Here is a 12837-nt window from a genome sequence, read left to right as displayed (position 1 = left end):
AACTCGCCCCGAAGACGTTCCACCGCACCAAGATCCACACCAAGATCATGAAGCAAACCACCAACAAGATCAACACCTAACGAAGTACTACTAGGGGAACGCGAAGTAGAGCCGATCGACCTCATCCCGTGTTGTGAGAATCTGGCGGAACAAGACCTGTGTGACCAATCGCGCTGCGTGCCACAGTAGGTATGTGAGCAGGGCGGACTTGCCGAGCCCCAGGGATCCGTGGGCGGACCCGGCGGCGTCGGTTGCGACGCTGTCGCGAGCACGACTCACCGAACTCCTGGCCGAGGTTCAGGAACGCATCGAGGAGATCGTCGGTATCCGGGAACGGTTGGACGGTCTGCTGCAGGCGGTGTTGGCCATCTCGTCGGAGCTTGAGTTGGATGCCGCGTTGCGGCAGATCGTGCGTTCGGCGACACGGTTGGTCGACGCCCAGTACGGCGCGATCGGGGTGCTGGCGGAGGACGGGACGCTGAGCAGGTTCATTTTCGAGGGCATCGATGAAGCGACCCGGCGGAAGATCGGCCCGTTGCCCATCGGGCGCGGCGTGTTGGGCCTGATCATCAGCGAGAACAAGCCGCTGCGGTTGGACAACGTTGCCGATCATCCCGCCGCGTTTGGCTTCCCGCCGAACCATCCCCCGATGCGGAGCTTCCTGGGGGTGCCGATCCGCGCGCGGCAGGAGGCGTTCGGGCGGCTGTATCTGGCGGAGCGGCACGGCGGCGGAACTTTCACCGAGGACGACGAGGCGGTGGTGCAGGCATTGGCCGCGGCAGCCGGTATCGCGGTGGACAACGCACGGCTGTTCGACGAGGTGCGCCGACGGGAACGTTGGCTGGATGCGACGAGCGAGATCACCGCAGAACTGTTGGCGGGTACGGAGTCACTGGACGCGCTGCAGTTGATCGCTGAGCGAGCCCTGGAGTTGACCACAGCGGAATACACCCTGCTGCTGGTGCCTGATGAAGCGGAGGAGGATCCGGCGAGGGCCGGCGAGCTCACCATCGCGGTGTGCGCCGGAACCGGGATCGATGACTTGGTGGGGCGCAAGATCCCGGTTTCCGGGTCCACCTCCGGTGAGGTCTTCCGCCAACGGACGCCGCGCAACGTTTCCGGGCTGGCGTTCGACCCGGCGAAGGGTATCGACGTCGAGTTCGGGCCGGTGCTCGCGGTGCCGATGCGGGCCGGTGAGGCGATTTCCGGCGTTCTACTGGCAATCCGTGAGGTCGGTGCAACGGCGTTCGACGATCAGGAGTTGCAGGTGCTGTCATCCTTCGCCGATCAGGCCGCGCTGGCGCTGCAACGGGCCGAAGCGCAGGCGGCGCGTCGGGAACTGGACGTGCTGGCCGATCGCGATCGGATCGCCCGAGATCTGCACGATCACGTCATCCAGCGGTTGTTCGCGATCGGTATGGCCATGCAGGGCACGCGGCAGCGCGCGAAGTCCCCGGTCGCGGCCGGGCGACGAATGGGCGAACACATCGATCAGCTGCACGAGGTCATCCAGGATGTGCGGGCCGCGATCTTCGACCTGCACACCAGCACGGCGAGATCGACCAGGTTTCGGGTGCGCCTGCAGAAGATCGTCACCGATCTCCTCGGCGATTCCGAGATTCGGTTGACGGTGCGGATGTTCGGTCCGCTGGATGTGCTGCCCGCGACGCTGGCCGAGCACGCAGAGGCGGTCGTGTGCGAAGCGGTGAGCAACGTCCTCAGGCATGCGCAGGCGTCGGAGCTGTCCGTCTCGCTGTCGCTGAATGATGATCTCACCATCGAGGTGACCGATAACGGCATCGGATTCCCGGACGCAGTCGCCCGCAGCGGTCTGGGCAACCTAACCGATCGTGCCGTGCAGAACGGGGGAGAGTGCACAGTGGAGCAACTGGAAACCGGTGGTACCCGGCTGCTGTGGACCGTTCCGGCGCGTTGACAGTGGGGTGCGTATGACGGCGAAGCAGATCAAGCCGGTCCTGGCCGGTGTGGATGGCTCGGCTCCCCCCGCCGTTGCGCGGAAATCTTGGGCAGGTGTTCGCGGCGGCAGTCGCTCATGCCCCGACAGGAGATTGAGGCTCACCCTGCGCAGAACCACCGCACCCCACTTCCCAGCGATCCTGGTGACCATCTCCCCTAGCGGACGTCTCACCGGACACGCGAAGGTCGGGCCCAGATCTGTCCAGGCTGGGCACGACGAGGATCGGGGTCAGCATGAGCAACGCGAACGAGCTCGCCAGCACGCCGGTTGTCGCGGTGCGGCCCGAGCTGGACGCGATGGCGGCTCTCCAGGAGATGTATCGCCACAGCGTGCACCACCTCGCCGTGGTCGCCGGCGATGACGTCCTGGGCTTGGTGAGTACTTCGGACCTGCTGTTCGGTATCGCGGCTGAGCGTCCTGGCGAGCCGGTGCGCGTGGCGTCGCTATGCCGGTCACCAGCGCCGTGGGTGGATGCGGGTTCCGATGTCTCCGTGGCCGCGCAGCGCATGATCGAGGCGCGCACCGACGCGTTGCTGGTGGCGCGGGGCGGGCAGGTGTGCGGGGTGCTCACGGCAGTCGACCTCGTTCGGGACATCGCTCAACGGGGGCAAGTCGGCCGTCCAGAGGCGACGGCGACCTCGGTCGGGCATTCTCACACTGCCGCTGCTGGCGGAGGTGACCATGAGTCTTCCTGAGGCGAAGCCGGTTCGATTCCAGGACGAGGAGCAACGCCGATGAACAAGGACACCGGGGAAACCCGGACCCGGCCGCCTGAGGTCACCTCTCCGGCGTGGGAGGTCACCGACCGATCGGCGGTGACCGTCGACGATTTCGCCCACGAGCCGGACTTCGACGCGATCGAACACATGGTGTCCGATGTTCCGCCGGAGCAGATGTACGCAGCCCTGCGGCGCCTCGATCTGCTCACCGTTCATTCCCGGATCGCGGATCTGGCGATGTGGGTGCGTGACCTGCCGGAACGGTTCAAGCAGCGAGTGCCGCCCCGGGTGCCGACCCGGTTGACCTTCGACGACCTGGTGGCCAGCGGGGACTGGGTGCTGCTCGGCGAGCAGCCTGGGCGGGAATTCGTTTGCGGCGCGGCAGGGCGGTTCTGGACACCGATCGTGCGCATGGAACCGGTGTCGGCCGAGGATTTCGCCCAGTACCGCAGACCGGGTCGAGGCAAGATCGTGGCCTCGCTGTCCGTGCGCCCCTACGGACGTCGCAGCAGCTTGGTGACCTACGACATCCGCACGATCCTCAACGACCCGATGACCTGCCGCATCTTCGGCTTGTACTGGCGTACGGTGTCGCCCTTCGTGCGCAGCATCATGCGGACCACGCTGCGCACCGCGGCCAAGCTGGCGAGTAGCGCACAGAAGTAGCTGCGGTGGCACACCCGCATCACATCCGGAGCGCCGGTCGAGCCCCCGAGCTGGCGGCGGTGGAACCGCGTGAGTCGGCAGCGTGACTGCTCAGGGACTTGCGAACCATCAGCGGGGGCTCACCGCACGGGAAGCGAGGCGGCGGCTTGAAGTCCACGGCCCCAACGAGCTGCCGCACCGCAAAGCACGGCAGTGGCCTGCGGCGTTGTTGCGGCAGTTCACCCATCCGCTCGCGTTGCTGCTGTGGGTCGTGGCGGTGCTGGCTTGGATCGCCGGTACTCGGGAGCTGGCGTGGGCGATCGTGGCGGTCATCGTGCTCAACGCGGCGCTCGCGTGCTGGCAGGGGGAGCAGGCTGAGCAAGCCGCGCGGCGCCACGGCGAAACCCTGGACAGCGACTCGTGTTGGCAGCTCAACGTCAGGTTGACCCAGACCGACATGGCCTCGGCGCTGGGTGTGTCCCCGAGGTCAGTGGAAGGTGCCCTTCGCAAGCTGCGCAGGAAGGGACTCAAGACCGGCTATCGGAGCATCACCTATCACGTGAACCCAATGCCCCAGCCGGCTGATTCCAAATTCGCACCGCGGTGCCTGCCGAGGGGGTTTCGCCGGTGAGTGGCAGTGCCAGCGACGACTTACTGGGCAACGCGTTTGGAAGTGAGAACGCCGTGGTCGAGCGGAGGCTAGCCCATGAAATGGATACGGAAACGTAAAACGACGAAAGATCCGGCACCATACGAGGTCGGTGCCATGGCTGCGGCCAGCGAAGCAGAGAAAAGCATCGACGCCGTGCTTAGGGGTTTGGTTTGCACACCGTGATCTTGAGCGCGTCTGAGGCTCGGGGAATCATCGCCTACAGGAAAAGTGCCGCCGACTGCGTGATATTCACAGACAAAATAGAACGCGATACCGGGCTTTCGCTCGTCATACGTGCTATCGCACTAAATCTCAACGCGTCGGATACCGTGTGGAAAAATCGGGCATCGATTGAGGCGCAGACGGAGCGACTAGGTTACCATTTCGTCGGCAGTGAGCCGGGCTTTGGTCATTACCAGGTTACGTGGCACAGCTATTTTTCAAGAGCATGAGTTGCGGTCAAGATGATCCCGGTCCGTGTTGTCGTGCAACCGTCACTGCCGCGCATGGCTTCTCCGGTGCTCATTGAGTTGCCGGGGCGACCCCGTGCTGACCAGCAACTTCGTCGCTGTTTCGCGGCTCACCGGACCTTCGGGGCCAAGGGAGTGCAGCCGACTTCAGTCATCCGTGCAGGGGAGTTCAGAAGGCGACATCACCTGCTCCATCTGGCCGGGGGCCAGGTCGAAGGCGGCGGGGAACGTTCGCATGCGCGACTCCTCCTCCAGCGTTGAATGCGGTCACTGTGACCGCGGGGTGCCTGCCGCAGCGAGGGTCCAACGACCTCTCATGTGCGCGGTGGTAGTGAGTGACGAAGTGCCCTGATCCAGGCCGGACGCATGCCGCAACCTTGGAATCAGCGCTGATGAATCCGGGAGCCGGCAATGGAAGGTTCACCGCGAGACAACCTCAGCTGGCTTGTCCGCGCACTGCGTTCGGCACCGAATCCGTTGCGGCGCATGGCGGATCGAGCATTCGGTTTCGCCTACGACTTCGCCTCCCGGCATGGCTGTGACCTGGTGGCCGTGCACGCCTGGAGCGACCTCCCGCTGGACCCGTTCGCCCGAGTGCAGCAGTGGAGCTCCCGTGGGGTGAGGTGCGCAACGACGCCGAGGAAGTGCTCGCTGAATCCCTGGCCGGCTGGTCCGAGCAATACCCCGATGTCAACGCCCGGCGTTCGGTCACACCCGAAAAACCCGTGGAAGCACTGTTCCGCGAAGCAGCGGACGCCAGCCTGCTGGTCGTGGGCAGCCACGGCCGCGGCCGTATCCGCCGCAGCATACTCGGCTCGGTCAGCCACGCCGTCGTCAACCGCGCACCCTGCCCCGTGGCGGTGCTGCGCGCCGGGTGAGGAGATCAGCTTCCTGCTGGGGCGCGGACGACCGCGACCTGGCACGGATCGTGGTGCAGCACCCGGGTGTCATCGAGTCCAGGAACAGGCCGTCAAAGGTCGCCGTGACCCCGGTGCCCGACGACGAGCAGCCACGCGTCACGAGGGGCGTCGGTCAATGCCGCCACCGGGTGGCACGCTGTGCCACCTCGCGGAGCCTGACGTTCGGATCTTCCTTGCGCAGCCCAGCGGTCTGCTCGGTCAGCGACTGCTCAGCCTCGCTCGGCGCGGGTGAACCATTTGCTGCCACTCAAACAGCGTGCTATCCCAGCAGAGGCGGGGAAGTCGTGCCGCGAGGGGGACGTGGTGATATCGGATCATCCTTACGCTGGCACGCTGACGTGCCTCGGAATGCTCCACGTTCATTTGGAGGTGGAGCTGGAACATTCCACAGATCCGACGCACTCCGCCAAGCTGCGGCGGAATCTGGCTGAAGTCCGTGCAGCGCTTGACCGTCTTGTTGCGTGTGAACGCTTTCATCAGCAGGAGTTGGAAGCCGAACCAAGTGGTAGTTCGCCTCCAGACGGCAACGACATTGGCCCATGCCGCCATGTGCGAACGGTACTTGATCACCAACCTGCTGCTCCTCGGAAGATTCGTCCCACTATCGACTCGTCCGAGCAACGAGGTAGTGGCTGGGAATCCGTACCGACCGGTGCGGCTACGTGACAGCGAGAACGTTGCTGATCGCCGGAAGCCGCGACGATGCGATCTTGGGACTCGACCAACAGGCCCGGGAGTTGCTGCGGTGCGAGCGGCACCGGAAGCACCAACCACCCAGGCGACTGCGCCAATCAGCAGCGCGGCCGTCGTGGCGGCGAACAGTTCTGGCTCAAGCCACGGCCGAAGGCGGTGTGCGGCGTTCTGCCAACCGGGTGCTGTACGTGGTTCGGACATGACTGGCGCTCCTACAACAGGTTCGAGCAGGTCGGGCGAGTCAGGGCCGAATGGTGAGGTAGTCCACTGTGGTGAGCTCGTCGTAGTCTTCTTCGTCGATTCGGACACCGGTGGCATCACTGAGTGCCTCGAGGAAAGTGAGGAAGTCGAGGGAATCCAGCTCGAGCGCCTCGCGGACGTCCGCGTGGTCGGCCAGGGCCTCGATGGTGGCCTTCTCGGTGTCCACCGCAGCCACGACATCTCCCTTGTGGACGGTGTCGCCGGCCTGGACGAGCCATTCGGCGAGAATGCCTGTTCAACAAGTTTTGCCCAGCTTGGCCTGTAGGCGGAGTAGCTGGTCCTGCATCTCCCGGCGGATCAAGGGGTCCAGCGCGCTGAAAGCCTCGTCCATGAGCATCACGTCGGTCCCGGTGGCGAGCGCGGGCCAGTCCGACGCGCTGCCGCATTCCACCGGAGAGTTGCTGCGGATACTGGTCTTCCCAGCCCGTCAGACCGACCATTTCCAACGCCTGGCGTGCGTTCTTCGACCGTTCGGCATTCGGGACGTCGCGCACTTCCAGCCCGTATGCGGCGTTGTCCAGGACTGTTCGATGGGGCAGGAGCGCGAAGTGCTGGAAGACCATGCTCATGGAGCGCTGCCGCAGCAGCCGCACATCCTTCACGGACAGCGCGGTCAGGTCTTGGTCGTCGATGACCACCTGCCCGACCGTCGGCTGCAGCAGGCCGTTGATCATGCGGATCAGGGTTGACTTGCCCGAGCCGGACAACCCCATCACGACGAAGGTCTCACCCGGCTGAACGCGGAAGGTCGCGTCCACGACTGCCGCGGTCTTGCCTTCCTCGCGCAATTCCTCGGGGGTCACGGCGCCTCGCCGAAGCCGATGCACGGCCTCTTGCGGATTCGGGCCGAAAACCTTGTACACCCCGTCCACGCGAAGTTCCACAGCGGCCACCTCGATCCGGCGTCGCGCTCCGGCCCCGACATAAGGACAGCCGTACTTCGGCAGGAGATCCGGCGGGTCAGAGCCATGTTTCGATCGCGAGCAGGTCCCGCATGGAGATGACTCCTACCACCATGCGTCCTTGCTTCACCGGCAGGTGGCGGATACCGGCGTCGAGCATGCGGCGAGCGACGTCTCGGGTGTCCTCGCCGAAGGTGGCTGTTTCGAGTTGGTGGGATGCGAAGAGGGTCGCTGTTGTCTGCTGCGGATCGGCCTGCTCCGAGATGGCTCGGACGATGTCGCGCTCGGAGATGATGCCGACGATCCGGTCGTTGTCGAGCACCGCAAGGGCACCGACGTGGTCGGTGGCCATCTTCCGCGCCACTTCGGCGAGTGGATCTGATGCGTCGCAGGTCAGTGTTCCGGGGTGGAAGACTTCTTCGACTTGCATGGCTTCCTCCGCAGTGAGCTGAGGTGTCGAATTCGCAGACGGTGAGGACCGGCCGTGACATGACGTCTCCGGCTTGCATCGCTCCTTCCCAAAATCCTGTGGAAAGCCGTCCTGGGGGTGAGGTCACTGTGCCTGGCGCGGCTGCCGCGCAGGAGGGCCGATCGGCCTCCATTCACTGCCGAACTTCATCGGTAGGCTTCCGACGAGTAGGTGTGGGGACGTCCTGCGAAGTGCCGCACGGCATCATCCGCACCCGCTGGCAGCGCAGAACTCCTGGTCGGAAGCTTGCCGGCATGGTCGCCGGGTGTGGACCTCCTTTCGTGTGGCCACCGGTGGTCTGGCTCAGTTCTCCGCAAGTAGCTCCCACCTGGTTGAAGGTGGGAGCTACGACATGATGGAAGCACTTGCCGCCGCGCGCTGCCGGGTTGGGCCGCGTAGTCGCCCCGCCAACCACAGGTCGTGGCGCACCTGGACGATCCACAGTGGAGCTCTGGGCGTCAGAACGCTCGCACACTCGTGATCAGTGAGTTGGCCGGATTCGGACCGCGGTGACTTTGTACTCCGGGCAGCCGGTGGTGGTGTCGGTGTGGGGTGAGGTGAGGTCGTTGACTGCCGCGTTCGGGAAGTGGAATGCGGCGAACACCTGGCCGGGCGCGACGTCGCGGGTGGGGTGTGCGGTGAGAGTGGTCTGGCCCCAGCGGCTGGTGACAGTCACACTCGCTCCGTGCACGACGCGGAGGTGCGCGGCGTCGGTGGGGTGGATTTCGAGAGTTTCGGTGGGGCGAAGCCAGGTGTTGGGGGTTCGGCGGGTCATGGATCCGGTGTTGTAGTGCTCGAGTCGTCGGCCGGTGACCAGGACGTAGGGGAACTCGGTGTCGGGTCGTTCGCCGGGCGGGAGGTAGGGACGGACGGCGAGCGCGGCGCGGCCGTCCGGAGTGGCGAACCGGTCGAGGTAGAGGACTGCTTCGCCGGGCTGGTCGGGTGAGCGGCAGGGCCAGTGCAGGGGGCCTTCGGCGTCTAGCCGCTGGTGGGACAGACCTGCGAAGACGGGGGTCAGGGCTGCGCATTCGGCGAGCGCGTCGGCGGGTGTGCGACAACCGAGGTCGATGCCCATGGCGTTGGCGATCCGGTGCAGGATGTCGAAGTCGGTCGCCGCCTGTCCCGGCGAGGTGAGCGCTGGGCGGACGCGCTGGAAGTGGCGGTCGAAGTTGACGAAGGTCCCGTTCTTCTCCAGGAAAGAGGCGGCGGGTAGCACGACGTCGGCGTGCTCGGCGGTTCGGGACAGGAAGACGTCGTGGCAGACCACCAAGTCGCACGCCTGCAGCGCGGCCCGGACGTGGCCGGCATTCGGGTCGGTTTGGACGATGTCCTCGCCGATGACGTACAGCGCTCGCAGGTTTCCGGCGACGGCGCCGTCGAACATCTGCGGGATCCGGAGACCGGGACGTTCCGGTAGGGGATGACCCCACGCGGCTGCGAAGCGATCGCGCACCGCAGGGTCGGCGATGGGCTGGTAGCCCGGCAGCACGTCCGGGAGCGCTCCCATGTCCGATGCGCCCTGGACGTTGTTCTGGCCGCGCAGCGGGAGGATGCCGCAGCAGCCGGGGGTTCCGACCGCGCCGCGCAGGATGGCGAGGTTGGCCAGGGCGCGCACGCCGTCGGTGCCGTGGGCGTGTTCGGTGATCCCGAGCCCGTAGACGATCACGGGATGCTCGGCTGCGCCGAAAGTCCCGGCGGCGGCAACCAGGTCGGCCGGTGGTACGGCGGCGATCTCGGCGACCGTTTCGGGGCTGTAGTCGGCGGTCAGTGTGGCGAGCGCGTCGAAGCCCGTGGTGCGCTGGTCGAGGAAGTCGTGGTCGACGTTGTCGTCTTCGATCAGCTGGTGAGCGAGTCCGTTGAAGACGGCGACGTTGGAGCCGGGGCGGGCTTGTAGGTGGACATCGGCCAGGGCGGCGAGTTCGGTGCGGCGGGGGTCGATGACGATGAGGCTGGCCCCGGCGAGGACGCGTTGTTTGATGCGGGCTCCGACGACGGGGTGGGCTTCGGTGGGGTTGGCGCCGGCGAGGAGGATGCAGTCGGTGTGGTCGAGGTCGTCGAGGGGGTTGGTGCCGCCGGCCAGGCCGAAGGAGGCGGTGAGCCCGGCGGCCGAGGGTGCGTGGCACAGCCGCGAGCAGTTGTCGATGCTGTTGGTGCCGATGACGGTGCGGATGAACTTCTGCGCGAGGTAGTTCTCCTCGTTGGTGGCTCGGGCCGAGGAGATCATGGCGATCGCGTCCGGTCCGTGCTGGTCCCGGATCGAGGTCAGCCGGTTCGCGATCGTGGTGAGGGCGTCGTCCCAGGTGGTTTCGACGAGTTGGCCGTCGCGTCGGACGAGTGGTGTGGTCAGGCGGTCGTCGGCTCGGGCGAAGGTGTGGGCGAAACGGCCTTTGATGCAGGCATGGCCGCGGTTGACCGGCGCACTACGTGCCGGGGTGATCGCGGCGATCTCGCCGTCGCGGGTGTGGACGTCGAGGGTGCAGCCCACGCCGCAGTAGCCGCAGGTAGTAGTGGTCGTCGCAGTGATCGGGCGCAGGTCGAGCAGCCCGGGTTCGGACAGCGCGCCGGTGGGGCAACTGTCCACGCAACCGCCGCAGCCGACGCAGGGCGAGGACACCCACGGCCCGCCGTCGCCGGCGGTGACCACGGTGTCGAAGCCGCGGCCGGTGAGTTCGAGAGCGAAGGTGCCCTGGACTTCGGCGCACATCGCGACACACCGTCCGCAGGCGATGCACAGGTCGCGGTCGAGCTTGACGTAGGGGTGCGAATGATCGACACGCCGATCATGTCTGGTGCCGGTGAAGCTGCTGGTGGTGATGCCAAAGCGATTGCAGGCGCGGACGAGCTCGCTGCGCTCGGCCGGGATGCCCAGCGCTCGTGCGGGTAGCTCGGAGACGATCAGTTCCACCGCGCCCTTGGCCGCTTGCCAGGCAGCGGGATCGTCGAGGTCGACGTGCATGCCGTCGGCCGCGGGCGTGGTGCATGCGGCGACGACCCTGCCAGCGGCCCGGACCAGGCAGGTCCGGCAGGACCCGCGCGGAGACAGCCGTTCGTCGTAGCAGAGCGTGGGCAGCTCCGTGCCGCCGGCGTGCACCGCGTCGAGCACGGTAGCGCCATCCGGAACCTCCACAGTGGCCTCGCCGACGATCACGCGCATCAGGCGCCTCCCGCAAGGAGTTCGTCTTGGTAGACGCGCACCAGGCTGCGCACTGCTGCGGGCACGCCGCGGCCGAAGCCGCACAGGCTACCGACGGCCATCACGTCCAGCAGCTTTTCGTGCTGTGACAGGATTTGCTCGGAACTGGTCGGGAAGTGCGCGGACAACTCCCGGCCGCGGCGGGTGCCGACACGACACGGGGTGCAGGCGCCGCAGCTTTCGGCAGCGGCGAAGCTCCACACGTGCCGGAGCAGTTCCCGCGCGGTGATGCGGTCGTCGATGGCGACGAGACTGCCGTGTCCGAGCGCGACACCGGCTTTGGCGAGTGCCTCGGCGAGCAGCGGGATGTCCAGGTCGTCGGGGGAGAGGAAGCCGCCGAGCGGTCCGCCGATCTGCAGCGCGCGAAGCCGGTAGCCGGGTTTGAGGCCGCCGCCGAGGGTGTCGACGATGTATCGCAGCGGGACGCCGAACTCGACCTCGTACACGCCGGGATGTTGGAATCGCTGGCTCAGGCAGACGAGTTTGGTGCCGGTTTCGACCGGGTTGCCGAGTTGTGCGTAGGTGGTGCCGCCGTGGCGCAGCACCCACGGCACCGTGGCGAGCGTTTCGACGTTGTTCACCACGGTGGGATGCCCGGCCAGGCCGGATTCGGTCGGATACGGCGGCCGAGGCCGGACGCTGCCGCGAAGTCCCTGCAGCGCATGCAGGAGTGCGGTTTCCTCGCCCGCGACGTAGGAACCGGCGCCCTGCACGACCTCGACGTCGAAGTCGAACGACGAACCGTGCACGCCAGACCCAAGGTGCCCGGCAGCGCGCGCTGCTTCCACCGCAGTCTGCATTCTCCCCACCGCCACCGGGTATTCGGAACGCACGAACACCACACCTCGGTTCGCGCCGGTCGCGAACCCGGCCAGGGCAAGTCCTTCCAGGACGCGGTCGGGGTCGCTTTCCAGCAGCAGCCGGTCGCAGAACGAACCGGGATCCCCCTCATCCCCGTTGGCCACGACGAACCTTGGGGCAGGATCGCGAGACGCCGCCTGCCACTTGTCGGCCACTGGGAACTCGGCGCCACCCCGGCCACGCAGCCCGGCGAGCGCGACTTCGGCGCGGACCGCGCTCGGCGATCCGCTGGTGACGATCTGCGGCCACATCTGCCAGGACTGCTCTGCCCCGGTCAATCCCGCGAGCACCACGGCCCGGCGGCTGGCGACCTGGTACGGGATCGCGGGTGCCGGTGCGACCGGGTGGTCGGCGGAGAGCAGCCGTTCGCCGAGATCGGGGCCGGTGATCGGGGTGTGTCCGTCGAGCGCGGTCGGTGAGGCATAGCAGTACCCGAGGCAGTACGCCCCGGCCAACGACACCGAATCGTCGGCGCTGGTGTGCCCGGGTGCGACGCCCAGAGCGGCCTCGGCTAACGGCACAGTGTGATCACCAGCCGACACGAAGCACGAGGTGCCCGCGCAGATCCGAACGTGCCGGGTTCCGCGCGCACCGGCGAAATCGGCGTAGAACCCCGCCGCGCCGGTCACCGCGGCTACCGGCAGCCCGAACGCCTCGGCGACGGCGTGCAGGTCATCCCGGCCGATCCGGCCTCGGCGTGCCGCGGCATCGTGCAACCGTTCGAGCACCCCGGTCTCGTCGTGCCCGAACCGCTGTTCCCATTCGACGAACGCGTCGCGCCCCACGGCCTCTCCCTCGGATGATCAACCTGATACCACCGCAACCGGGCACGGCGCGTGATGCAGCACGCCCCGGGCGACCGATCCCACCAGCAGTCCGGAGAATCCACCGACCCCACGGTGGCCGACCACGAGCAGTTGCGTCATGTCACGCGCTCCCAGGAATGCCGGTGCGGCAGTGTCGACCACGTTGTCAACCGCGCCAGTCGTGGGGGGGGGGGGGGAGGGGACCACCCGCACAAACCCGAAGGCTTGGACCACACCAAGGAAACCCAACCCTCTAACGTGGGCAAAA

General features: G+C 66.7%; 10 protein-coding genes and 2 pseudogenes. 5 read left to right on the top strand and 7 right to left on the bottom strand.

Annotated elements, in window-relative coordinates:
- Window positions 1-133: 133 nt before the first annotated feature.
- The 5 genes from AC07EQ_RS42675 to AC07EQ_RS42655 all read left to right on the top strand — a co-directional run bounded on the left by AC07EQ_RS42675 (window position 134) and on the right by AC07EQ_RS42655 (window position 5342).
- The gene (locus tag AC07EQ_RS42675) at window positions 134-1936 is read left to right on the top strand and encodes a sensor histidine kinase (RefSeq protein ID WP_478393482.1); all 1803 of its coding nucleotides are present in this window, start codon (window positions 134-136) and stop codon (window positions 1934-1936) included.
- Window positions 1937-2211: 275 nt separating this feature from the next.
- On the top strand, window positions 2212-2673 hold the full coding sequence (locus AC07EQ_RS42670; RefSeq protein ID WP_478393481.1) for a CBS domain-containing protein: 462 nt from the start codon (window positions 2212-2214) through the stop codon (window positions 2671-2673).
- 39 nt (window positions 2674-2712) lie between these two features.
- Window positions 2713-3363 (top strand): hypothetical protein, encoded by a 651-nt coding sequence (locus AC07EQ_RS42665; protein ID WP_478393480.1) that lies wholly within the window; start codon window positions 2713-2715, stop codon window positions 3361-3363.
- Between the two features lie 82 nt (window positions 3364-3445).
- Window positions 3446-3973: a cation-transporting P-type ATPase gene (locus AC07EQ_RS42660; RefSeq protein ID WP_478393479.1), complete on the top strand. Its 528-nt coding sequence runs from the start codon at window positions 3446-3448 to the stop codon at window positions 3971-3973.
- A 1114-nt stretch (window positions 3974-5087) separates the two neighbouring features.
- The gene (locus AC07EQ_RS42655) at window positions 5088-5342 is read left to right on the top strand and encodes a universal stress protein (RefSeq protein WP_478393478.1); all 255 of its coding nucleotides are present in this window, start codon (window positions 5088-5090) and stop codon (window positions 5340-5342) included.
- Between the two features lie 240 nt (window positions 5343-5582).
- On the opposite strand, the gene AC07EQ_RS42650 is transcribed toward AC07EQ_RS42655, so the two are convergent.
- From AC07EQ_RS42650 to AC07EQ_RS42620, 7 genes and pseudogenes are all read right to left on the bottom strand, one after another.
- Window positions 5583-5957 (bottom strand): hypothetical protein, encoded by a 375-nt coding sequence (locus AC07EQ_RS42650; protein WP_478393477.1) that lies wholly within the window; start codon window positions 5955-5957, stop codon window positions 5583-5585.
- Between the two features lie 361 nt (window positions 5958-6318).
- Window positions 6319-6567 (bottom strand): acyl carrier protein, encoded by a 249-nt coding sequence (locus AC07EQ_RS42645; protein ID WP_478393485.1) that lies wholly within the window; start codon window positions 6565-6567, stop codon window positions 6319-6321.
- A 12-nt stretch (window positions 6568-6579) separates the two neighbouring features.
- Window positions 6580-7222, bottom strand: a pseudogene (locus AC07EQ_RS42640) (ATP-binding cassette domain-containing protein); the annotation flags it as partial.
- 76 nt (window positions 7223-7298) lie between these two features.
- On the bottom strand, window positions 7299-7670 hold the full coding sequence (locus AC07EQ_RS42635) for a CBS domain-containing protein (protein WP_478393476.1): 372 nt from the start codon (window positions 7668-7670) through the stop codon (window positions 7299-7301).
- Window positions 7671-8190: 520 nt separating this feature from the next.
- Window positions 8191-10863, bottom strand: coding sequence for a formate dehydrogenase subunit alpha (gene fdhF, locus AC07EQ_RS42630; RefSeq protein ID WP_478393475.1), 2673 nt, complete (start codon window positions 10861-10863; stop codon window positions 8191-8193).
- Window positions 10863-12548 (bottom strand): NAD(P)H-dependent oxidoreductase subunit E, encoded by a 1686-nt coding sequence (locus AC07EQ_RS42625; RefSeq protein ID WP_478393474.1) that lies wholly within the window; start codon window positions 12546-12548, stop codon window positions 10863-10865. The genes fdhF and AC07EQ_RS42625 overlap by 1 nt, the downstream gene beginning before the upstream one ends.
- A gap of 18 nt (window positions 12549-12566) precedes the next feature.
- Window positions 12567-12683, bottom strand: a pseudogene (locus tag AC07EQ_RS42620) (universal stress protein); the annotation flags it as partial.
- Between the last annotated feature and the right edge of the window lie 154 nt (window positions 12684-12837).

This window comes from Saccharopolyspora sp. NPDC045839 (assembly GCF_056431645.1).
The sequence above is the reverse complement of the archived record's forward strand: the minus strand, read 5'-3'. Positions and strand labels throughout refer to the sequence as shown.

Coding starts and splice junctions, on each gene's coding strand:
- AC07EQ_RS42635 (WP_478393476.1), bottom strand. CDS start 7,670: ATGCAAGTCGAAGAAGTCTTCCACCCCGGAACACTGACCTGCGACGCA.
- AC07EQ_RS42665 (WP_478393480.1), top strand. CDS start 2,713: ATGAACAAGGACACCGGGGAAACCCGGACCCGGCCGCCTGAGGTCACC.
- AC07EQ_RS42670 (WP_478393481.1), top strand. CDS start 2,212: ATGAGCAACGCGAACGAGCTCGCCAGCACGCCGGTTGTCGCGGTGCGG.
- fdhF (WP_478393475.1), bottom strand. CDS start 10,863: ATGCGCGTGATCGTCGGCGAGGCCACTGTGGAGGTTCCGGATGGCGCT.